Annotated in this window: 20 protein-coding genes; 11 read left to right on the top strand and 9 right to left on the bottom strand. The window is 59.2% G+C overall.

The features are described 5' to 3' along the window. The first annotated feature begins 13 nt into the window (after nt 1-13). From CYA_RS02895 to CYA_RS02910, 4 genes are all read left to right on the top strand, one after another. Nucleotides 14-856 carry an ABC transporter ATP-binding protein gene (locus CYA_RS02895; protein WP_011429514.1) on the top strand — a complete coding sequence of 281 codons (843 nt, stop codon included), beginning with the start codon at nt 14-16 and terminating at the stop codon, nt 854-856. Between the two features lie 96 nt (nt 857-952). Next, nucleotides 953-1306 (top strand): hypothetical protein, encoded by a 354-nt coding sequence (locus CYA_RS02900; RefSeq protein WP_148203177.1) that lies wholly within the window; start codon nt 953-955, stop codon nt 1304-1306. A 225-nt stretch (nt 1307-1531) separates the two neighbouring features. Beyond that, nucleotides 1532-3667 carry a molybdopterin oxidoreductase family protein gene (locus tag CYA_RS02905; RefSeq protein ID WP_011429517.1) on the top strand — a complete coding sequence of 712 codons (2136 nt, stop codon included), beginning with the start codon at nt 1532-1534 and terminating at the stop codon, nt 3665-3667. A 24-nt stretch (nt 3668-3691) separates the two neighbouring features. Continuing rightward, a complete protein-coding gene (locus CYA_RS02910; RefSeq protein ID WP_011429518.1) occupies nt 3692-4183 on the top strand; it encodes a nitrate reductase associated protein in 492 nt (163 codons plus the stop codon). On the opposite strand, the gene CYA_RS02915 is transcribed toward CYA_RS02910, so the two are convergent. From CYA_RS02915 to CYA_RS02930, 4 genes are all read right to left on the bottom strand, one after another. Further along, nucleotides 4155-5348, bottom strand: coding sequence for an RNA-guided endonuclease InsQ/TnpB family protein (locus tag CYA_RS02915; protein ID WP_011429519.1), 1194 nt, complete (start codon nt 5346-5348; stop codon nt 4155-4157). The genes CYA_RS02910 and CYA_RS02915 overlap by 29 nt on opposite strands. Nucleotides 5349-5808: 460 nt before the next feature. Next, nucleotides 5809-7104 carry a phosphoribosylamine--glycine ligase gene (purD, locus tag CYA_RS02920; protein WP_011429520.1) on the bottom strand — a complete coding sequence of 432 codons (1296 nt, stop codon included), beginning with the start codon at nt 7102-7104 and terminating at the stop codon, nt 5809-5811. Between the two features lie 125 nt (nt 7105-7229). Then, complete coding sequence (locus CYA_RS02925) at nt 7230-8420, bottom strand: glycosyltransferase (protein ID WP_228375421.1); 1191 nt, start codon at nt 8418-8420, stop codon at nt 7230-7232. Between the two features lie 66 nt (nt 8421-8486). Further along, nucleotides 8487-9776, bottom strand: coding sequence for an HD domain-containing protein (locus CYA_RS02930; RefSeq protein WP_011429522.1), 1290 nt, complete (start codon nt 9774-9776; stop codon nt 8487-8489). 262 nt (nt 9777-10038) lie between these two features. On the opposite strand from CYA_RS02930, the gene CYA_RS02935 reads away from it, so the two are divergent. Continuing rightward, a complete protein-coding gene (locus tag CYA_RS02935; RefSeq protein WP_187147165.1) occupies nt 10039-10956 on the top strand; it encodes an SGNH/GDSL hydrolase family protein in 918 nt (305 codons plus the stop codon). 17 nt (nt 10957-10973) lie between these two features. Here the strand turns inward: CYA_RS02935 and CYA_RS02940 are convergent, their stop codons facing one another. Both CYA_RS02940 and dapA read right to left on the bottom strand, forming a co-directional pair. Continuing rightward, nucleotides 10974-12824 carry a ribonuclease J gene (locus tag CYA_RS02940; protein ID WP_011429524.1) on the bottom strand — a complete coding sequence of 617 codons (1851 nt, stop codon included), beginning with the start codon at nt 12822-12824 and terminating at the stop codon, nt 10974-10976. A gap of 253 nt (nt 12825-13077) precedes the next feature. Beyond that, a complete protein-coding gene (gene dapA / locus CYA_RS02945; protein ID WP_049749712.1) occupies nt 13078-14034 on the bottom strand; it encodes a 4-hydroxy-tetrahydrodipicolinate synthase in 957 nt (318 codons plus the stop codon). A gap of 271 nt (nt 14035-14305) precedes the next feature. Between dapA and CYA_RS02950 the strand changes: the two genes are divergently transcribed. From CYA_RS02950 to CYA_RS15240, 3 genes are all read left to right on the top strand, one after another. Then, nucleotides 14306-14932 carry a nitroreductase family protein gene (locus CYA_RS02950; RefSeq protein WP_011429526.1) on the top strand — a complete coding sequence of 209 codons (627 nt, stop codon included), beginning with the start codon at nt 14306-14308 and terminating at the stop codon, nt 14930-14932. A 191-nt stretch (nt 14933-15123) separates the two neighbouring features. Further along, a complete protein-coding gene (locus tag CYA_RS15235; RefSeq protein ID WP_228375422.1) occupies nt 15124-15627 on the top strand; it encodes an RNA-guided endonuclease InsQ/TnpB family protein in 504 nt (167 codons plus the stop codon). 29 nt (nt 15628-15656) lie between these two features. Continuing rightward, nucleotides 15657-16058 carry a transposase gene (locus CYA_RS15240; RefSeq protein ID WP_228375423.1) on the top strand — a complete coding sequence of 134 codons (402 nt, stop codon included), beginning with the start codon at nt 15657-15659 and terminating at the stop codon, nt 16056-16058. Between the two features lie 13 nt (nt 16059-16071). On the opposite strand, the gene trpD is transcribed toward CYA_RS15240, so the two are convergent. Genes trpD through purN form a run of 3 tightly spaced genes read right to left on the bottom strand, consistent with a single transcriptional unit; the run spans nt 16072 to nt 18622 of the window. Then, the gene (gene trpD, locus CYA_RS02960; protein ID WP_011429527.1) at nt 16072-17103 is read right to left on the bottom strand and encodes an anthranilate phosphoribosyltransferase; all 1032 of its coding nucleotides are present in this window, start codon (nt 17101-17103) and stop codon (nt 16072-16074) included. A 29-nt stretch (nt 17104-17132) separates the two neighbouring features. Continuing rightward, nucleotides 17133-17933 carry a PIN domain-containing protein gene (locus CYA_RS02965; RefSeq protein ID WP_011429528.1) on the bottom strand — a complete coding sequence of 267 codons (801 nt, stop codon included), beginning with the start codon at nt 17931-17933 and terminating at the stop codon, nt 17133-17135. Nucleotides 17934-17959: 26 nt separating this feature from the next. Next, entirely contained in the window at nt 17960-18622 is a 663-nt protein-coding gene (purN, locus tag CYA_RS02970) for a phosphoribosylglycinamide formyltransferase (RefSeq protein ID WP_011429529.1), read from the bottom strand. Between the two features lie 738 nt (nt 18623-19360). Between purN and CYA_RS02975 the strand changes: the two genes are divergently transcribed. The 3 genes from CYA_RS02975 to CYA_RS02985 all read left to right on the top strand — a co-directional run bounded on the left by CYA_RS02975 (nt 19361) and on the right by CYA_RS02985 (nt 20700). After that, complete coding sequence (locus tag CYA_RS02975) at nt 19361-19831, top strand: hypothetical protein (protein ID WP_011429530.1); 471 nt, start codon at nt 19361-19363, stop codon at nt 19829-19831. A gap of 16 nt (nt 19832-19847) precedes the next feature. After that, nucleotides 19848-20426, top strand: coding sequence for a leucyl/phenylalanyl-tRNA--protein transferase (gene aat, locus CYA_RS02980; protein ID WP_011429531.1), 579 nt, complete (start codon nt 19848-19850; stop codon nt 20424-20426). A gap of 91 nt (nt 20427-20517) precedes the next feature. Further along, nucleotides 20518-20700: a DUF3285 domain-containing protein gene (locus CYA_RS02985; protein ID WP_011429532.1), complete on the top strand. Its 183-nt coding sequence runs from the start codon at nt 20518-20520 to the stop codon at nt 20698-20700. Nucleotides 20701-20722 lie beyond the last annotated feature (22 nt).

The raw sequence follows: 20722 nt of genomic DNA on the forward strand, positions 1-20722 counted from the left end.
GGAAAACACCATGATGACCAGTTCTCGCCTATCTTCCTCACCGCTATCTTCTGCTTCTCCGGTTGCAGGACTGCCCCTTCTTTGTCTTCAGAATGTGGGCAAGACCTACTTCACCTCAGCAGGGCCCTTCGTTGCGCTGGAAAATATCAATCTGGAAGTGGCCGCCGGTGAGTTTGTTTGCATTATTGGCCACTCCGGTTGCGGCAAATCCACCTTGATCAACATGGTGGCGGGTTTTTCGACTCCCACTTCGGGATCCATCGCCCTCAAGGGCCAGCCCATCACCTCCCCAGGGCCAGATCGGATGATGGTGTTTCAACATTATTCCCTTTTGCCCTGGCTGACTGCCTTTGAAAATATTTATCTGGTGGTGGATCAGGTTTACCCAAACAAATCCCGGCGGGAGAAAAGGGAAATTGTTCAAGAACATCTGGAATTGGTAGGTTTAGCAGAGGCAGCCCACAAGCGGCCCAAGCAGCTTTCTGGAGGCATGAAGCAAAGGGTAGCCATTGCCCGCGCTCTTGCCGTTCGTCCAGAAGTTTTGCTGTTGGATGAGCCTTTTGGGGCCTTGGATGCCATTACCAAGGAAGATCTACAAGATGAGCTGCTGGCCATTTGGCGGGATCACCGCTGCACAGTTTTGATGATTACCCACGACATCGACGAGGCTCTCTACTTGTCAGACCGTGTGGTGATGATGACCAACGGCCCCGCTGCCCATATTGGTGAGATCTTGACCATTCCCTTTGAGCGACCGCGCATCCGCTCCCGCATTATGGAAATGCCTGAGTTCTACGAATTGCGTAACCGCGCCCTTGACTTCCTCTATCGCCGCTTTGCCCATAGGGAGGATTAAGCTACGAATCAAAACGCTTGGGGAGGGAAGTTGATGGCCACTGCTCCGGTTCAGGTAGTTCCAACCGATCTCCCAATGGAGGAGCGGGTCTCTAGCTTGCCCAAAACCCTTGCCGACTATCTGGCCAATCCAGTTGCCCAAACCAAATGGGTAGATGGCTACATTGTGGAGAAAGTGGGGCAAACCTTAGGGCATGCAAAGATCCAAACCCGACTTCTCTTCCGTTGGCTCGGTTATGTTGAATGTCAGCCATTGGGGGGTATGGTTTTGGTGAAGGCTCCCGGCCAAACCAAAGGCAGAGTCAGAAGACCTGATGCTGCCTACTCATCTCCAGATTTAATCCAGCAATTTGGAGAGGATATTGCCACGCTGCTGCAGAGCTATCCTCTGGTTGAGGAGATCTTCTCTCCAACCGACTGTGGAGAAGATATTTTCCTAAAAGCCCAATAGTATCTCAGCTCCGATGTACTGGAAGTCTGGCTGATTTTTCCCAGAAGCAAATACGTTTTTATCCAAACTCAAGATGGCCATCTTTGGCTAGCTGAACAGGACACTGACAAGAGCTAGGTTGTATTACCTGGCTTGGAGATCCAAGTTGCCGCTCTTCTCAGCTAAGGGATCCAAAATGCGAGAGAATTGGGCGTTTAATAGGGATCCCAACTCATGGTGACCGCGATGGAGCCGGAAAAAGCCGTCATCAAAACCCTATGTCCCTACTGCGGCGTAGGGTGTGGATTGGAAGCGGTTGCAACAGCCTCAGGTGACTGGAAAATGAGAGGCGACCGGGAGCATCCTTCCAGCTTGGGGATGGTCTGTGTAAAGGGGGCTACGGTTCTGGAGGCAGTTGGTCGAGATCGGCTGCTCTCTCCCCTGTTTCGGGAGAGCTTGGATCAGCCCTTTCGCCGCATTTCTTGGGATCAGGCTTTTGAGGAGATGGTTTCTCGGCTGCGCCGCCTCAAAGACAACCCCCACTCCATGGCTATGTATGGATCGGGGCAGTTGCTCACTGAAGACTATTACGTTGCTCAAAAGCTCATTAAGGGCTGCCTGGGCACCAATAATTTTGACACCAACTCGCGCCTGTGCATGTCCTCAGCCGTCTCGGCCTACACCCAATCCCTGGGATCCGATGGCCCCCCCTGCTGCTACGAGGATCTCGATCTCTGCAATCTGGCTTTTCTGGTGGGCACCAACACAGCAGAGTGCCATCCCATTCTTTTTAATCGCCTGAAGAAGCGGCACAGGACCGGATCCCCCCTCAAAATAGTGGTAGTGGATCCCCGGCGCACTCAGACAGCAGAAGCTGCCGATCTCCACTTAAAAATTCGCCCCGGTACGGATATCGATCTTTTCAATGGGATTGCCCATTTGCTGTTGAAGTGGGGATCCATTGCTGCTGATTTTATCGAGGGCTTCACCCAAGGTTTTGCTGAATATGCAGCTTTGCTGGCCGATTATGAGCCGCAGATTGTGGCCCAGCGCTGCGGAATTGCCACCGAGGATTTAATCGAAGCAGCCAAGCTTTGGCAGGGATCCCAAAGGGTTCTCTCCCTTTGGTCGATGGGCCTAAACCAGTCCAGCGAGGGCACCGCCAAGATCACCAGCTTAATCAACCTGCATCTCCTGACCGGGCAAATTGGCCGACCGGGGACCGGCCCCTTTTCCTTGACCGGCCAGCCCAATGCCATGGGTGGTCGAGAGGCGGGGGGGTTATCTCATCTGCTGCCGGGATATCGGCTGGTGAGCCAGCCCCAGCATCGGGCAGAGGTGGAGCAGGCTTGGGGTTTGCCCGGCGGCTCCATCTCCCCCCACCCAGGACTGAGGGCCACCGAGATGATTGCCGCTCTGGAGACGGGATCCCTGCAGTTCTTTTGGATTGTGGCCACCAATCCTTTGGTGAGCTTTCCGGATCTGGAACGGGTCAAAAAAGCCCTGAAAAAGTCTCCCTTTACCGTTTACCAAGAGGCTTATTACCCTACAGAAACGGCAGAATATGCCCATTTGCTTTTGCCCGCCTGCCAGTGGAGCGAGAAAACCGGGGTGATGACCAACTCCGAGCGCAGGGTTACCCTTTGTCAAGCCTTTCGAGACCCCCCTGGCGAAGCCCGACCCGATTGGGAGATCTTTGCTGAAGTGGGGCGCAGGTTGGGCTTTGCAGCACAATTTTCCTTCCAAACAGCGGCAGAGGTTTATGCAGAATTTGCCGCCCTTACCGCAAATCGCCTCTGCGATCACTCCGGCCTCAGCCATGCCCTTTTGGCAGAACAAGGCCCTCAGCAATGGCCTTATCCCAAAGAAAGAACCTCGGCCCCTAAGTCCACTCGCCTCTACACAGATTGGCGTTTCCCGACCCCCGATGGCCGCGCCCGCTTTATCCCCCACCATTCCCGTGGCCTAGCAGAGCCGCCGGATCCCCAGTTTCCCTACGTATTAACCACGGGCAGGCTTTACGGCCATTGGCACACCCAAACCCGCACCGGCAGGATTGAAAAAATCAAGCAAATGCACCCCCAACCCTTTATTGAAATCCATCCTCGCGATGCGGAAAAACTGGGCATCCAAGATGGAGATTGGGTTCAAGTGCGTTCTGCCCGCGGACGGGCCTATTTCCCGGCCAAGATAACTGCCAACATTGCTCCCGGTACGCTATTTGTACCCATGCACTGGGGATCCCTCTGGGCAGAACAAGCCGAGTGTAATGCCCTTACCCATGACATCAGTTGTCCCGATTCCGGCCAGCCGGAATTAAAAGCCTGTGCCGTTGCTCTTGAGAAAGCCGACCCACCGCTCAAGCAATCCCCTCAACTCTAGATTTGGTTCCTAATCGAGGTTCCCATGACTCTGTTTCAGTTTGAGCAAGATTTTGCCGACTCTCTGCGATGCATCCCCATGACCTTGCGCCTAAAGCTGGATTTGTGCGGGATCAAGCTCAAGCTCCATCAATGGGCCAAGTTTTCCTTAGAAGAGCGGCGGAAGTGTGTTGATTGGCCCCCTGAATCTCCACAGGATCTAGAAGAACTCCGCAACCATCTGCGCCATTTGGTTCGCTCCATCTGCCACGAAGAGGTGCAAGAGATTCCCATTGATCCCCAGCCTGAATGGCAAAATCCCAACCAGATCCCAATGGCTGTCCAACAAAAAGCTCAAGACCTGGGGATCCGGCTTGCCCTCGATTTCTGGAGAAACTTGCACGATATCCAGAGATTTGCCTTGCTGAAGTTGAGCCGATCCCATCACGAAAACAAAAATTTCTTGCCCGCTCTGCGAGAGTTTGGCGTAAACTACCCGGCTCCGACCGCTAAGCGGTACGTAGCGGGCTTTCAGTAGCCCTGAGCCTGTTCTGCTCTACCAGAGAACAAAACAGGCCCGAACCTCTAGGCTGGTTTACGACAGCCCCCAAAAGCGCAATCACATTCGCACCATTCAAATCCGCATCCCCTTCCCATCCACAGTGCCCACACTTGAACGACTTGCCACTGCGGTAGGATTGCGCAGGATCGGGATGGATGTGCAAACACCGGTGGCAGGTCTGCGACGTGTAGGCAGGCGGAACAAGAATCAGAGAAACCCCTGCAACCCTCGCCTTGTATTCCAGAAACTGACGTAGTTGGTAGAACGCCCAACTGTTGGTTCTGCGCCGTTCGGCCTTGTTGCGCGGCTGTTGATTGACCCTTTCCCGGATCCCTGTCAAGTCTTCCAGAGCAATAGCGCTGTTTGTCGCCTTTGCCCTAGAGACAATAGCTTTGGAGATGCGATGATTGACCCACGCCTGAAAGCGCCTCTCCTTGCCAGACAGCCGTTGCAACAGTTCTCTGCATCTGCGCCGCGAACTGCGTGTGCCCTTACTGGCTTTGCGTTGGAGTGCCGCCCTCAGCTTGGAGTAGTGGTCTCGGATTCGGTTCAACTGCTGTCCATTCCAGTTATCCCCTTCTGACGTATGGGCAATATCCGTCCTGCCCAAATCCACGCCTAGCACTCTATCCGTGCGTTGCGGTGGGGATGGCTCCGCTTCCACACAGATCTGAATAGAGTAGGAGCCGTCTTTACGCTTGACCAGAGTGGCAGATTTGGGATTGGAGCCCGCCAGCTGTTCTCTCTGGTAGCGGCCAATCGCCAGCTCAAAGCGCTCCCGACCCTCCACCGTGGTGAGCGACACCGTCCAGTCTTTCTTGCGGAATGAAAAGATACGTGCATCGTAGGTAACGAACCTACGCTTGAACTCTTTAACCGGACGGTTGCGCTGTCTCGCCACTTTGCGAGCGCCTGCCACCCGTCTGCACACCTGTTGAGCCAAGTTACTGGACAAGCCGAACCGGGCTCGAATCTCGTAGTAGCAAAGGGATTGCAGTTTGACCGCGTTGACGATCTTCTCCGGCGTGTTCTGGTTGACCCAGTTCAATGCCTGCACAAAGACATCCATCGTCGCGTCCAATTTGGCGGCTTGCGACTGGGATGCCTTGAGCTTACAGGAGACGGTCAGGACTTGGCTCATAAGTTCATTGTACTTCATCAAAGCGCATTCCTCCCGGCACTGACCCTACGGGTACAGTGCGGGGCTCCTGCGATTTCTAGCTGAATCTATTTGAGAGAGATAGCCTCCTCTGCCATGCGCTGCCCCAGACGACCACCCCCAACCCCTCTTCCACCCTGGGAGAGGAAATGCCTGCTCTAGGGGATCCGGGTCCGCAACAGTTCAAGTGGGCTAATGGGGGATCCCCCTCGAGAGGGGAGAGACTCAGCTCAGCAATATCCGTGCCTAGTCAAAGCAGAGGGCTATTGTTAAGGAATCTAAAGTAAAGTTGAGCTTTTGATATCACTGTTGCCGTCTTGTTACCGAAAGCGCTATCGTCTAAGCATCAAAGCTTTTTTCAAAGCTGCTTTATGGGCCCTGGAGGAGCGACCCCTCTGGGGCTTCTTCCATCCGGCTGCAGCTGAGAGGGCAAGGGATGGCTTTATGGGGTAGGGATCACTCCTCGGCGGACGGCAGGCCCCAGGGCGTGGCTGCCGATGTCAAAACGGTAGTAGGCCTTGGGAAACTGCACTTGCTCCACAGCTGCGTAGGCTTGGCGCAGGGCCTCGGATAGGGTTGCCCCTTGGCCGGTAAGACAGAGAACGCGCCCGCCATCGCTCAGGAGCTGCTTGCCTGCCTGGCGGGTACCCGCATGAAACACCAACGCCCCCGTGGTGGCAGCTGCATCCAAGCCGGAGATGGGGATCCCTCGCTCGTAGGCATCGGGATAGCCTGGGGCTGCCATCACCACGCAGGCGGCATAGCCGGGTTTCCATTTGAGCTGGATTTGGGCCAGCCGTCCTTCTATACAGGCCAGCAGCACCTCGTCCAAAGGGTTTTCCAGCAAGGGCAGGAGGACTTGAGCCTCTGGATCCCCAAAGCGGCAGTTGTACTCCAACACGTAGGGATCCCCACTGGGCGTGATCATCAAACCGGCATAGATCACCCCCTGGTAGCGGATGCCCCGCCGTTGCAAAGCCTCCAGGGTGGGATCCAGGATCTGGGTTTGGATGCGGGCCAACCCTTCTGGAGTGACCAGGTGATCCGCAGGGGCATGAGCTCCCATGCCGCCGGTGTTGGGGCCAGTATCGCCCTCGCCAAGGCGCTTGTAGTCCTGGGCAGGTGGCAGCGGCACACAGATCTGGCCATCGGTTAGAGCCAAAACCGACACCTCCTGGCCGGGGATAAACTCCTCGATCAGCACCTGATCGCCCGGCTTGGCCAGGGCTGCTTCCAGGGCTTGCACGGCTTCTTCCCGGTTTTGGGCAACGGTTACCCCCTTGCCGGCAGCCAGCCCATCTTTTTTGATCACCACGGGGTAGCTGCGAGAATTCAGGTGGGCCAGCGCCTCCGACAAGTCGGCAAAGCCTACCGCCGGAGCCGTAGGGATCCCTGCTTCCTGCATCAGTTGCTTGGCCCAGAGCTTGCTTCCCTCCAGTTGGGCGGCGGCGCGACTGGGGCCAAAAATGGGCAGCCCCGCTGCCTGAAAGGCGTCCACAATTCCCTCCACCAGGGGCAGCTCCGGCCCCACCACCGTCAGGCGGATCCCCTGCACGGTAGCAAATCGCACCAGCCCCTCGATGTCGGTGGCCGCCAAAGCCACTGATTGGCAGCGGGGCATCTGCTGGGCGCCGCCGTTGCCAGGTGCCCAGTAGACCCGAGTAATCTGGGGAGACTGCAGCAGCTTCCAGGCCAGAGCGTGTTCCCGTCCCCCGGAGCCGATGACCAAAGCCTGCATTGTGCTATCTCACTTTGTAAACGCCTTGTAAACGCCGCTCTTGTAAACGCCGCTTGGTTATTTTGGGATCCTTCCCGAACATTCCCCATTAGACCATGTTCCCAAGGGGTTTCAGAGGATCCAGGCTAGTTTGACCTCAGGGGACGGCCCCGCCAAGTCCAGTTGCGCCCGCTGGTGGTGCGGATGGCAGAAGCCAAGATGATAGCCGCCGTCACCCAGCCTCCCACCGCCGTCAGCCACCAGTAGCGCAGGGGCAGGTGGGCCCAACGCCACAGAAGCAGGCGGATGACCCCTTGGCCCAGGATCCCGGCCAGGCTGGCCGCCAAGACCTGCAGGGATCCGGTGGCCAAGGCCAAGATCAACCCCAGCCAAGGCAAGCTGCAGAGGCCCAAGACCGTGACCATTGCCAACACGGCCAAGGCCCAGTTGCGCTCCAGGCCCAGGAACCAGTTTTTCGTCCACCCTTCCCAGAGGGCGGCCCCATTGGCGTACATGCGGCTGCGCACCCGCGGCCCCCCCAGGCAGATCTGCAGGCCGAGGCCGGCCGCTTTGATGCGCTGTCCCAGCGCCACATCCTCGATGACCACCTCGGCCACGCCGGCGTGTCCGCCCACTTGCTCGTAGGCGGAGCGGCGAAACAGCATGAACGGCCCGAAGGCAAAGGCTTTGGGGTTGTCGGGATCGTTCACGGCGGCAAAGTCGTAGCCTGCCGCCAAGATGACCATCATGATGGGCTGCACCAGCCACTCGGCCAGGCAGCCGCACACCAACTGCGGCCCCACGCTTACCAGGCCGCTGCCGCTTGCCAGCAAATGTCCTAAGGCGGCTTCGATGGCTCCACTTTCCAGCCGCACGTCGCAGTCGAGAAAGAGCAGGTAGTCGGGGGGATCAGGCTGGGCGGCTAGGGCGGCAACGGCTTGGGCACAGGCCCAGTTTTTGCCCACCCAGGTCTGGCCTTGGGGGCGGGGATCCCCTTTGAGCAGGTGCAGCCGCGGATCCTGTCGCTTGGCGGCCAGTCCCTGGGCCAGCTCCCAGGTGGCATCGGTGGAGTCGTCGTCCACCAGCCACACTTGCAAGGGGGCGGCGGTGCTGTCCAGGATGCTGCTCAGGCAGCCCACCACGTTCTCCGCTTCGTTGTAGGCGGGCACGATCACCGCCAGCCGCTCCATGGCCGCTGCCACTGCTGCCGCTTGCTCCGGCGAGGGATCCCTCAGCCAGGGGGAGGCCCGCAGCGCCCGCCACAGCCGCAGCGCCACCAACGCAATGGCCAGGGCCGTCGGCGCCAACACCCCCGCCAGGATCTCCGGGATCCCCACGCTTGCTTCCCTCGCTTAGATACGAACGGCTTTGCCCATGCCCTGGCCCTAGGATCTCCCAATCCTCTAAGCAGACAGCGCCCCTTCTACGATATCGCTGTAGGGGCGGGGAAAGATCAGCCAAACCTGGCTTTGCGTTTCCACCAAAGCCCGCACCAGCGGCGAGAGCTGGGCAATTTCTGCGTAGCCGTCTTCGGTTTTGAGCTGGATCCCTTGGTCGTAAAAGCTGTAGCCCTGGACGTGGGCGGAGCGGATTCCCAGATAGCTTTCTGGATCCAAGCCATCTCGCTGCATCTTCTGGCTTAGAGTTGCCACCAGCTCTTGGCGTCGCTCGGCTGGCAAGCGGGTGAGGTTGCGGGCTTTGAACAGATCCCGCTCCAGGTAGCGCCGCGCCAGATCCGCCAAGATGGGATCCTTCCCCACCATAGCCCAAAAGCGGAAAGGGTAGCTGAACATCACATCGTCAGCGGCCAGGTAGAGGGGCAAAGGCAGCTCGAAGGGATCCCCCTTTTGCGCCGCCAGCGCGGCCCAGCACCAGGCGCTCAGGATGGGATCCAACTCGATCTCCCCCTTTTGCAAAAGGATCTGGGCCCGCTTGAAGAGGCGATCCAAAATGAAGCGGGCGCAGAGGCTCTTGGGGTGCTGGTAGACCTGGGTGTACATGAAGTAGCGCACCACCAGGTAATGTTCGATGGCTCCCAGGCCTTTGCGGGCGGGAATGGAGAGGGATCCCGTCTCCGGGTCGTAGTCCAACACCGTGAGGATGCGATCCAGATCCAGGTGGCCGTATTGGGCGCCGGTGAGCAGGCTGTCGCGCATGAGGTAATCAAAACGGTCGCAGTCCAGTTGGCTGGCAATGAGCTGCCCCACCAGCGGCAGGGGGAAGCGTTTCTGCCACACCTGCTCCAGTTGAGCGGGCAGTTGCGGGTCGAACTCCGCCAGAAGAGTCGCCACCTGGGGATCCTCGCGTACAATGCGGGCCGTCCAGACCTCATGGCGGCAGCCAAAAATCTCCTCCCCTGCATGGCTAAAAGGAGGGTGCCCAATGTCGTGCAGCAGGGCGGCAACCAGGGTAACGGCGCGGTAGGGGCGCAGCTCCGGGTAGCGGCGGGCCAACTTGTCGAGCAGCCGCCGCGTAACCTGCAGCACCCCCACCGAGTGGGTAAAGCGGGATCCCTCGGCCCCGTGGAAGGTCAAAAAAGCGGTGTCCAACTGGCGGATGCGGCGCAGGCGTTGGAAGGCCGGTGTGTCGATGAGGCGAATCAGCAGCGCCTCAACCGGATCCCCGCCATCCAGGCTGATGGCGCCGTGCAGGGGATCGTGGTAGGTGCGGGACTTGCAAAAGCGCAGCGCCATACTCCCACCATACTCGCCGATTGGCCGATCTTTGGTTAGCCTGTCTGGGGGGCTTCCCGCCCGGCCCGACCCCTGCCCAGTCTTTCCAAAGCTACCCCCTTGCACCTGCTTTCTTTGCCGACAGATGCAAGCGTCCAGATACCGAAAAAACCGACCTCCAGACCCTCAGACGGCTGGGCTGCTCCTCCTCTCAATCCTAATTTTGCTGCTCGGATCAGGGCTAGCCGCCTGTTCTGCCGCTTCGAAATCCCCTCTGCCTGCTGTGCCCGGCCCACCCGCCCTCACCCGCTACGTTGCCCTGGGAGCCAGCGATGCCGTCGGCTTCAACGCCTCCATCTCCTGCGATGGCCCGGCCAACGCGGCCGGCACCCGTCCGCAGCGCTCAGAACCCCTGGACTGCCCCAATGGAACGGGGTATGTCCCTCGCCTGGCCCGCCTGCTGCCCGGCCCGGTGGAGCTCATCAACTTGGGCCGCTCGGGAGCGGTGCTCAGCCCGGCCATGCAAGCCCTGCGGGAAGGGATCCCGGCCAACCTGCTCCAGGATCAAGTGCCGCGCATCCCTCCCAATGCTGACCTAATCACCATCTGGGTGGGCGGCAACGACACCAACGCCATTGTTTTTGCCGCCGCCCAACGGGCCCTGCAGGGGGAGGATCCCTTGCCCTTTGTCGAGCGCCAGATCCAACAATTTGCCGCCGACTACCAAACCCTGCTGCAGGCGGTGCACGCCCGCGCCCCCCAAGCCCGCCTGGCAGTGGCCAACCTGCCCAACTTTGCCCTGATCCCCTTGGGCCAGCAGCAGCCCAGCAGCCTGCGCCGACTGCTGGCTCTGGTCTCCGTCGGCCTCAGCCAACGGGCCATCAACCCCTTGAGCCAGCAAGGGATCCCGGTGGTGGACTTGCTCTGCGATCCCCGCTCCTACCGCCGCGAATCCTTCTTTCCCGGCCCGCTGGCCGACGGCTTCCACCCCAACGACCGGGGCTACGCCGACCTGGCCGAGGCCTTCCTGAGAGCCCTGCAGCAGCCCGTTCCGCCCCAAAACCGCTGCCCGCCCTTTAGCGACGTGGGATCCCTTTCTCCCGAAGCGTTGGCCGCCCTTGGCAAGGCAGAGCTCTCTTCCAGCAGCTTTCCGGCAGCAGAGCTCAACCCCCCCGGCCTAGGGAAGAAGGAGGAGACCTGAGCGCCAGCCACCGGGTCTTACGAAGCCGCCACCGCCGCCGAGGAGCGCCGCCGCCGCCCCAGGGCTATCCGTTCCTGTTCTGTCTTCGTCTCCCCTGTGGGCAGAGCAGTTACAGGTACAGACTCCTCCTCAGGCGATTGCACAAAAACCAGCACCGTCGGCTTGCCGGGCAACTGTTCCCGCACAAAGCGGCGCACCACCCGCTCCACTTCTGCCTTGAGGCCGGCCCAGTCAATATCCAGCCTGCCCCGCTCCAGCGAGCGGGCAAAGCGCGGCCAAGCTTGCTTGAGGGTGTCCTCCAGCAGGGGTTTCAGGTCGGATCCCTTGAGAGAGGTGCCCTCGCCTGCTAGGCCCAAGCTTTGCACCTGCGGCGTGCAGAGCAACTGGCCCCTGCCATCCAAGCTGATCACCACCGTCAGCATGCCATCTTTGGCCATCTGCTGGCGCTCTTGCAGCATCTCGTCCATCACCACCCCATCGTGGGAAGCGGCGATCATCTGCAGGCCAGAAGGCACTTTGTCTACAATGGCAATGCGCTCCTGGTTCACCTCCACCACATCGCCGTTGCCGATGATCACGATGTTTTCCCGCGGGATCCCCATGCTCATCGCCGTTTCGGCGTGCTTGACGAGCATGCGGTACTCCCCGTGGGTAGGAACAAAGAACTTGGGGCGCGTGAGGGCGATCATCAGCTTTTGGTCTTCCTGACAGCCGTGGCCGGAGACGTGTAGCCCCTTGTCCTTGCCGTAGATGACATCGGCTCCCAGCTCCATCAGCTTGTCGATGACCCGCGTTACTGCGAGCGTGTTGCCGGGAATGGGGTTGGCCGACCAAATCACCGTGTCTCCTGGCTTGATCTGCAACTGCGGATGCTCGCCGTTGGCAATGCGGGTCAGAGCAGCCAGCGGCTCGCCTTGGGATCCCGTGGTGAGGATGATCACTTTGTCGTCCGGCAGGCTGTTGATGACATGCATCGGCTGCAGCGTCTCGTCCTTGCAGCGGATGTAGCCCAGGCGCCGCGCGTGAGCCACCACGTTCAACATCGAGCGCCCCAGCAAAGACACCACCCGGCCCTGCTGCTCAGCAATCTGCAACACCAAGTTGAGGCGATGTACCGAAGAAGCGAAGGTAGTGATGATCACCCGTCCCTTGGCTCCCGCAATCGCCTTGGTAAGGCCTGGCACTACCGAGGCTTCGGAAGGAGTAAACCCGGGCACCTCGGCGTTGGTGGAGTCGCTAATCAGACACAGCACCCCCTTTTCCCCGTGCTCGGCCAGCCGCTGCAGGTCGAAGCGCTCCCCATCCACCGGTGTGTGGTCGATCTTGAAGTCGCCCGTCTGGATGACAACACCCACCGGCGTGTGCAGAGCCACCGTGAAGCTGTCGGGAAAAGAGTGGGTATTGCGGATGAATTCGGCAAAAAAGTTCTTGCTCAGGGGCACGATATCTCGCGGCCCGACCGGGCGCAATTCTGTGCGGTTCAACAGCCCCACCTCGCGCAGCTTGTCCTCCAGCAGCGCCAGCGCCAAACGCGGGCCATAGATAACCGGAATGTCGAATTCTCGTAGGTGATACGGGATCCCGCCAATGTGATCTTCGTGGCCGTGGGTAACTACCATCCCCCGCACCTTGTCCCGGTTTTGCTTGATGTAGGTCATGTCCGGCAGCACGATGTTGATGCCGTGCATGCTCTCATCGGGAAAAGCCAAACCGGCATCCAGCAGGATGATGTCATCCTCGTAGCGGAAGGCCCAGGTGTTTTTGCCGATCTCCCGCTCGCCTCCTAGCGGGATCATCTGCAGAGAGGAAGTGGGCTTAGCTGCCGAAGCCGCAGGACGGGAAGCGATCGAAGTAGGTGGTGTTGGCATACTAGCTTTAGATCCTCAACAGTGACAGTCAAACAACAGACGAAAACTGGTATAGACAAATCCCAGCAAACTTACCCGCAAGGTCATAGGTAAAAGGCGGATTCCGCTGTTGCAATTTACCTCTTTCCCAGTTGGGAAAAAGCAAAAATTAGAAGGAAAACTGTCTTAATCACAGCTCAAACGCCACAGAAGACCCCCTAACCCTTAAAAAACTCTCGTCATGGTAAAGGTAAAACCTAAGAAAATAATCGAATCATGAAGCCTTCGCCGTCCTTCGTTCGGATCCCTGCGCTTCAGCCAGGAGGCCCATTTCTTGCAGCACTTGCCGTAAAACCTGTAAAGAACCGCCCTGGAGAGGCACCAGCGGAGGGCGCACCTGCCCCACTAGCCAACCCTGCATCTCTAGCGCTGCTTTGATCGGAACAGGGTTGGTCTCAATAAACAAAGCCTTAAACAGCGGAAACAGACGCAAATGATAAGTCAAGGCTTGGTCGTGTTGTCCCCTGCTGTAGCTTTGAATCAATTCCTGCAGTTGCGGCCCAACTAAGTGGCTAGCTACACTGACCACACCGCTGCCTCCCAAAGATAGGATCGGCAATGTCAGAGAGTCATCTCCTGAGTAGATGCCGAAATGTGAGGGAGTGAGCCGCCGAATTTCCGAGACTGCGTCCATTATACCACTAGCTTCCTTGATGGCGACAATCGTTTCCAACTCCGCCAATTTCGCCACAGTTTCCGGCTGCAGGCTCACCCCCGTCCGACCAGGAATGTTGTAGAGCATGATGGGCAGGTCGCTGGCTTGGGCGATCGCCTTAAAGTGCTGATAGAGGCCAGCTTGGGTGGGTTTGTTGTAGTAGGGCACCACCTGTAAAGAGCCATCCAAGCCCAATTGGGCAGCTTTTTTGGTGGCTTCAATGGCTTCGCGGGTGGAGTTGGATCCCGTCCCGGCGATAACTTTAGCCCGACCGGCCACCGCATCTCGCACCACGCGGAACAGTTCGTACTCCTCTTGCCAGGTTAGGGTGGGAGACTCGCCGGTGGTGCCACAGACCACGAGACCATCGCTGCCATGGGTTACCAAGTAATCGGCCAAACGAGCGGCTTCTTCGTAGTTAAGCTCCCCCTCAGGTGTAAAGGGAGTCACCATTGCCGTCAGCACGCGACCGAAATTCACAGGTTGCCTCTCCCCATCAACCACACCGCTCGCCATCGCCGGTCTGTGACCCCGCAAAATCCAATGCTGCGGGCTAGAGCCTTGATTATCCCCTTATCATAGCCGCCTTTGGGCCAGGGATCCCGTTTGGCCGAGGGGGCTGCTTGCCAAGGCCCGGCTCACCGGTTGCTTCAGACCGGCTAAAAAGGAGATAACCTAGAGAGGGCAGACCGTTTGAACCCAGAATGTACGGCTGCTCACCAACTCTGCCTCCAGTCGTGGGGTCAGCAGCCTTCTTGCTTTCGACCTTTGAGCTTCGAGGATTGCGATGGACGCCCTAGCCGCCCTAAAAGCGCGCATCTCCGCCGACAAGTTCGATCCCAGCCGCTCTTTATCGGAGATGGAGATCCAAGAGCTGGTTGCCTATGCTACGGAAGCCCCCTCTTCCTTCAACATCCAGCATTGGCGGTTTGTTGCCGTCGCCGATCCTGCAGATAAAGAGCGCCTCAAGGCCCTGGCCTACAACCAGCAGAAGGTGGCGGATGCGGCGGTGGTGTTTATCATCTTGGGGGATCTGAAGGGCTATGAGAAGCTGCCTGAGATCGCCCAAAGGGCCGTTGCCGCCGGGATCCTCCCTGCTGAGCGGGCGGAAAGTTGGGTAAGCATGGCCCAAGCCACCTACGCCAACAACCCCACCTTGGCGCGGGACGAGGCGATTCGCTCCGGGGCGCTGGCGGCCATGGCACTGATGATCGCGGCGCAGGCGAAGGGTTTGGTGAGCGGGCCGATGATCGGCTTTGACCCTGAAGGGGTCAAGCGAGAGTTTGGGATTGCCGATCGCTACGTGCCGGTGATGCTGCTGGCGGTGGGCTACCCTGCGCCCGGCAACTTGCCGCGCAAGCCTCGCTTGGGGGTGGATGAAGTTCTGGCCTTTGGGCGAGGGCGGGAGTTTTAGCTAATCCGCCGTTCGCGCTAGCGGGACGTAGTCCTGGAAGCCCCGCTCTGTACCCCCCTATATCCCAGCCCCCCAGCCCCCCAGTCCCCCCGTATACGGGGGGATATAGGGGGGCGGAGGGATGTAGGGGGGCGGGCCGGCCAGAGTCGGGATGAGAGGCGGGAGCGTTCAACAGGTACGATGCATTCATCATGAGAACCGCTTACCAGTACCGCTTGCGCCCTACTGCTAGCCAAGTCGCCCTGATGGGTGAGTGGCTGGAGCTGCTGCGTAGGCAGTACAACTATCGCCTGGCAGAACGGTTCAACGGGTGGGAGCAAAATCGCTGCAACAGCCACGCTTGCCCGTTGACAGTCTGCCATCTGCCTGTGTTGAAAGACAAGCCCACCTTCGACTCACAGAAACGAGACTTGGTAAACACAAAGGCTCTCTTCCCCGAATACCAAGCGATTCATTCCCAGGTGCTCCAAGACTGCCTACAGCGGGTGCAAAGGGCCTTTGACCGATGGCTAAAAGGCGACTGTAACGGCAAGCGGGCAGGCAGGCCTAGGTTTAAGGGAGTAGGGCGGTATCGCTCCTTCACCTTCCCTCAGATGAAGCAGGACTGCATTCGAGGGCAGTTTATCCATCTGCCCAAGGTTGGGCCGGTCAAGCTGGTCCAACACCGCCCTTTGCCCGACGGTTTTACAAAGTAGCCAACCAGCGCAAAGATTTTCACTACAAGATGGCAAAGAAGTTGTTAAGTAAGGGGAAGCACATTGCTCATGAGGCGCTTACTATTAGGGGTCTGGCTAGAAGCAGACTAGCCAAATCTGTTGATGATGCCGGGTGGGGTGAGTTCCTGCAAATTTTGGCAGCCAAGGCTGAAAGAGCTGGGCTGTTGACGATTGCAGGGGATCCCCGCGGCAGCAGTCAAGGGTGCTCGGGGTGTGGTCGAGATGTGCCCAAAAAGCTGCATGAGCGGTGGCACGATTGTCCGCACTGTGGGTTGAGGATTGGCAGGGATCACAACTCGGCGAGGGTCATCAAATCCAGAGCGGTGGGGCGTCCCGTTCTTCAAGCTCAGGAAATGTCCTGCTATTGGGCAGGAGTCACTGGGAAGCCCGCACTCTATGCGTCAGCATGAGTGCGGGAGTACGTCACGAAGCCAGAAAATTGACCAGCTTTTGCAGGCGATCCCAGGCAGCGCCGCTGGCAAGGATCTCCCGCGCTTGGGCAATTCCGGATCCCCAATCGGGAACGGCTCCGGCCACCTGCAGGGCCAAAGCGGCATTGAGGGCCACCACATCCCGCTGGGCAGGCGCTCCGGATCCTTGGAGAACTTGGGCGAGGATGGCGGCATTTTCCGCCAAGTTCCCCCCCTGGAGGGCCTGGACAGGTGCGGGCGTAAGATCGTAATCTCGCGGGTTCAAAACTTCTGTTCGTACCAGCCCACCGGAAAGGATGCCCAGATCGGTGGGCTGATCCAACCCGGCCTCGTCCAGACCTTCGCGGCTGTGCAACACCACGGCCCTTTCCCGCCCCAACAGACGCAAGGCCTCGGCCATCACCGGCACCAGCTCCGGGGCATAAACCCCGATCACCTGGCGGTTGGGATAGAGGGGATTGACCAGGGGCCCCAAGAGATTAAAGACAGTGCGAACTTTAAGGGCGCGGCGGTAGGGGATCACCGCCCGCATGGCCGGGTGCCAGTGGGGGGCAAAGAGAAAGGTGATGCCCACTTCCGCCACCGCCGCCCGCACTTGCTCTGGCTCAGCGCTCAGGTTCACCCCCAACGCCTCCAGCACGTCCGCCGAGCCAACCTTGCCAGAAGCAGAGCGGTTGCCGTGCTTCACGACTGGGATCCCGGCAGCGCTGACCACGAAGGCCACGGCAGTGGAAATGTTAAACGTGCCGGCCCCATCTCCCCCGGTGCCGCAAGTATCCACCAACAGGGGCAGATCCAGGGGGGATCCCAGGGAAGCTCGCTGCAGCACCCGCGCCATGCCGGCCAGTTCACTGGCGCTGACCCCCTTGGCTTGCAGGGCCGCCAAAATCGCTCCCGACACCACATCCGGCACTTGGTTGTGCAGCCAGCCGTTCATCAACTGTTCGGCTTGGGCTTCGCTCAGAGATTGCCGCTCCAGCAACTGTCCCAAAAGCTGGGGCCAAAGGTCAGCCGTTTCCGTCATGGGGCGGGATCCGGGTTTTCAGCAAGCCCTCATCCTAGCATAGGTCTGCGGGGGCTCTTTCGGCCAAAGCGGCTAGAGATCGCGCAGCCAAGGGTCCGAGACAGGGGCAGCCGCCGCCAGATCCCTTCGCTCCCCGTGGGATCCAACAAACGCCAGGCCAGCAACCCTGCTGCCGAGAAGAAAGCCAAAGCCAGCAGCAGCGCCAGGGAGTTTTGCACGCTTTTCCAGGCGAATCCAACCTGAGATCTCCGTTGAACAGGTCGGGAGCCCTTTTGAGCGGGGGAGGGTGGTTTTGCAGAAGTTGGGGAGGGGGGCAACGGAGCAGCGGGAATGGGAGGCCCTGGCAGCCGCTTCCAAGCCATAGCCACAGCCTGGGGGCGCTGGCGCTGGCGCATCCACCGGTTGAGCTCGGCCAGAGAGATGGCACAGAGGTTGGCAAGGCCCAGCCCCTGCACTCGCTCGACCAAGGGTCGGTCGTTGCTCACCACCACCACCAGGGATCCCGGCTGCTGTTGGGCCAGGGCATAGGCACACTCGGCAATGGCCTGCTCTAGGCGGACTCGCAGCGACTGCTCGCCGGCGTTGACTTCACCCACCAGGGCGCGGGCTTCTGAGACGGCAAATCCCAAACGGGGCCAGTGGCGCAAGAAGGCGCGCGCTGTCGATTCTTCTTGGGGGTCGATGGCCTGTCGGGTTAGGCGTTCTAGCTCCGCCATCACCGCCTGGGGCAGCACACACACCCCAAAACGGGCCCATTCCTGCCACAGAGCCGGGCGACCGGCCAGGATCGCAGAGCTGTCGAAAACGAGCAACGGCGAGATTTCGGCCATAGGGGGCGCCAGCGGCGGGCTCACCCTCAATTGTGCAGCTTCTCCGAGAACTTGGGGAGGCGGGATCCCTCGGCCAAACAGAGGCGGATGGCCAGCGGGTAGAGGCGGTGTTCCTGGGCCTGGATGCGCCGGTAAAGGGATTCCACCGTATCTTCCGGCAAAACCGGTACGGCTGCTTGCGCCACAATGGGGCCGCTATCCATTTCCAACGTGACCCGGTGGACGGTGCAGCCGGTGATTTTCACGCCGTACTCCAGCGCCTGCTCCACCGCCCGCAGGCCCTTGAAGCTGGGCAAGAGGCTGGGGTGGAGGTTTAAAACCCGCTCCGGATAGGCAGACAGCAACACTTGGGTCACCAAACGCATCCAGCCGGCCATGATCACCCACTCCACCTGATACTCCTGGAGCACTTGCAAGATGGCCGCGTCCAGCGCCTCCCGGCTGGCATAGTGCCGATGGTTGAGCAGAATACAAGGGATCCCTCTTCGCCGCGCCCGCTGCCGCACGTAGGCGTCTGGATTGTTGGTGATCACGACGGCAATTTGCGCCCGTAGCTCGCCAGCATCGATGGCTTGGGCGATGGCCTCGAAGTTGCTGCCGTTGCCGGAAGCCAAGATGCCCAGGATCCCCGGCTGGGGAGGAGCCGGGATCTCGCCGGGGTCTGGCCAGAGGAGGTTAGGCAAGTCCATACGAAAAACTCGAGGGAGAGTCCGCAGCCCCGCTATTTTAGACCCAGCCGGATTTGGCTGCGACCTGCTCTTGTCGGAGAGAGAGTCCAAAAACTAGGCTGCCACTGATGCTATCCAGCCTGTCCAGCACCGCTCAAACCCTGGGCAAGGAGCTGAAAGCGCTGAACTGAATTGTGCAAAAGCACGAGGTGCTGATCGCAGAAACTGATGCTGGCTCCCCGAGGAGCTCTGGCTCGCTTTGACAGGCGCAGCGGTGCTATCGAGCTCCGCCCGGCTTAGCTGCAGGAGGAAACGGGAGAGCATGACTCTAGTCAATAATAAGCTCAACTATACTGAAAATAATGTATAATATGTTCAGTACGGATTACTATCAGTTGATCTTTCTGTTTACTTTCGAGTCTGCCAACATGGTAGCCAAAGCAAAGCAGAAAATTGGTAGTAAGACGACACGGAAACTGCGCTTTGGGTATTCTACTCAAAGCTTTGCGGGATACCGCCATTCTGTTTGGAAACAAACAGAATGCTATCGCTGCATAGTTGAACAGTGATGTTCAGCAGTGTTCAGCGTAAATGTATCAGATACGCCAAGAAATGCTGCGGATGTGGCAAGGGATCTGCAATTGGTGGCGGGATTTTCTGGAGTTTCTGCAAAGATAGGCCAAGCCAATTCCAGGAACTGGGCCTGGATCTTTCGCGGGCTGGTCTAAATTGGGAAAGCATTGACCTTGGTGTGAGAGCATGGCTCCCTTGAGAAAGCGACAGCGGCGATTTTGGCTTTTTGGCCTGATCGTCCTTCTGGTCGGATTGATGGGATCCCTGACGCAAGCGCAGCAAAGCCTCACCCAGGCCCAGTTGGAGCAGGCCCAATACGTGCGCAGTTGCGGCACTTGCCATGTGGCGCTGCCCGCTCAGGTGTTGCCCACCGAAACCTGGCGACGGCTGCTACAGGATCCCAACCACTACGGCCAGCAGATCCAGCCCCTGACCGGCGTGGCTTTACAACTGGCTTGGGGCTATTTGCGGCCTAATTCCCGTCCCCTGCGCCAAGGGGAACCGGTGCCCTATCGCCTGGCCGAGTCTCGCTACTTCCGCGCTTTGCACCCGCAAGTAGACTTTCCCAACCCAGTGCGGGTGAGCGGCTGTGTGGATTGTCACCCCAAGGTCGATGCGGGAGACTTTGCCAGCCTCTCGCCGGAATGGCAATCTTGAGAGGCGCAGAGACAGCATGCAGGTAGATATAGGCGCTATTCTGACCGGATATGCCCAGGGCTACTTCCTCATGGCGGACGAAGAAACCGGATCCCTGGCCTGGTATGGCACCGAGCAGCACGCGCTGATCCCTTTGGACGAGCGGTTTCACTGTCCCCGTTCGCTGCGGCCTTTGGTGCGCGGCAGTTGCTTTCAGGTGCGGATCAACGGCGCTTTTGAGCAAGTGGTGGAGGGCTGTGCCGCTCGCCCCCAAACTTGGATTAGCTCGGAATTAAAGCAGATCTACCTTGCCCTGCACCAAGCGGGGTTTGCCCACAGCTTTGAAACCTGGCAGGGAGACACCCTAGCAGGCGGGATCCTGGGCATTGCTTTGGGGGCGGCCTTTATCGGCGAATCGATGTTTTACCGCATTCCCAACGCTTCGAAGGTGGCGCTGGTCAAGCTGGTGGAACACCTGCGGGAGCGGGGCTTTCGCCTTTTTGACGCCCAGTTGATGAACCCGCACCTGGCTCGCTTTGGGGCTTTTCTCATGGACGGACGGGATTACCAGGAGCTGTTGCAGCAGTGCCTGCGGATCCCTTGCCGGTTTGACTGAGCCAGCGCCCTGGGGGGCAGGGGGTATTTATCAAGAGGGGTGGATTGGGCTAGGTTAAAGGTAGTGTTCAGCTTTTGTTCCGGCCATCCCGATGTCGCAGCCCTCTCCTGTCAGCTCCACCCCTGTTGAGAAGGGATCCTCGCCTCAGGTGAGCTATACCCGCCTGGCCATGCGCAACATGGTGCGTAAAGGCAAAACCTCCCTCCTGCACTTCACTCTGACAACAGCGGGGTTGCTGGCAGTGTTGGTAGGGCTGGCGTATCTGTTTCACTGAGTTTCACTGCCTTTGATGTTCC

This window comes from Synechococcus sp. JA-3-3Ab, assembly GCF_000013205.1.
Lineage (GTDB): Bacteria > Cyanobacteriota > Cyanobacteriia > Thermostichales > Thermostichaceae > Thermostichus.

Coding starts and splice junctions, on each gene's coding strand:
- CYA_RS15240 (WP_228375423.1), top strand. CDS start 15,657: ATGGCAAAGAAGTTGTTAAGTAAGGGGAAGCACATTGCTCATGAGGCG.
- purN (WP_011429529.1), bottom strand. CDS start 18,622: ATGGACTTGCCTAACCTCCTCTGGCCAGACCCCGGCGAGATCCCGGCT.
- CYA_RS02910 (WP_011429518.1), top strand. CDS start 3,692: ATGACTCTGTTTCAGTTTGAGCAAGATTTTGCCGACTCTCTGCGATGC.
- CYA_RS02950 (WP_011429526.1), top strand. CDS start 14,306: ATGGACGCCCTAGCCGCCCTAAAAGCGCGCATCTCCGCCGACAAGTTC.
- CYA_RS02965 (WP_011429528.1), bottom strand. CDS start 17,933: ATGGCCGAAATCTCGCCGTTGCTCGTTTTCGACAGCTCTGCGATCCTG.
- CYA_RS02985 (WP_011429532.1), top strand. CDS start 20,518: ATGTCGCAGCCCTCTCCTGTCAGCTCCACCCCTGTTGAGAAGGGATCC.
- purD (WP_011429520.1), bottom strand. CDS start 7,104: ATGCAGGCTTTGGTCATCGGCTCCGGGGGACGGGAACACGCTCTGGCC.
- CYA_RS02940 (WP_011429524.1), bottom strand. CDS start 12,824: ATGCCAACACCACCTACTTCGATCGCTTCCCGTCCTGCGGCTTCGGCA.
- dapA (WP_049749712.1), bottom strand. CDS start 14,034: ATGGCGAGCGGTGTGGTTGATGGGGAGAGGCAACCTGTGAATTTCGGT.
- CYA_RS02975 (WP_011429530.1), top strand. CDS start 19,361: ATGGCTCCCTTGAGAAAGCGACAGCGGCGATTTTGGCTTTTTGGCCTG.
- CYA_RS15235 (WP_228375422.1), top strand. CDS start 15,124: ATGAGAACCGCTTACCAGTACCGCTTGCGCCCTACTGCTAGCCAAGTC.
- CYA_RS02895 (WP_011429514.1), top strand. CDS start 14: ATGACCAGTTCTCGCCTATCTTCCTCACCGCTATCTTCTGCTTCTCCG.
- aat (WP_011429531.1), top strand. CDS start 19,848: ATGCAGGTAGATATAGGCGCTATTCTGACCGGATATGCCCAGGGCTAC.
- CYA_RS02930 (WP_011429522.1), bottom strand. CDS start 9,776: ATGGCGCTGCGCTTTTGCAAGTCCCGCACCTACCACGATCCCCTGCAC.
- trpD (WP_011429527.1), bottom strand. CDS start 17,103: ATGACGGAAACGGCTGACCTTTGGCCCCAGCTTTTGGGACAGTTGCTG.
- CYA_RS02915 (WP_011429519.1), bottom strand. CDS start 5,348: ATGAGCCAAGTCCTGACCGTCTCCTGTAAGCTCAAGGCATCCCAGTCG.
- CYA_RS02905 (WP_011429517.1), top strand. CDS start 1,532: ATGGAGCCGGAAAAAGCCGTCATCAAAACCCTATGTCCCTACTGCGGC.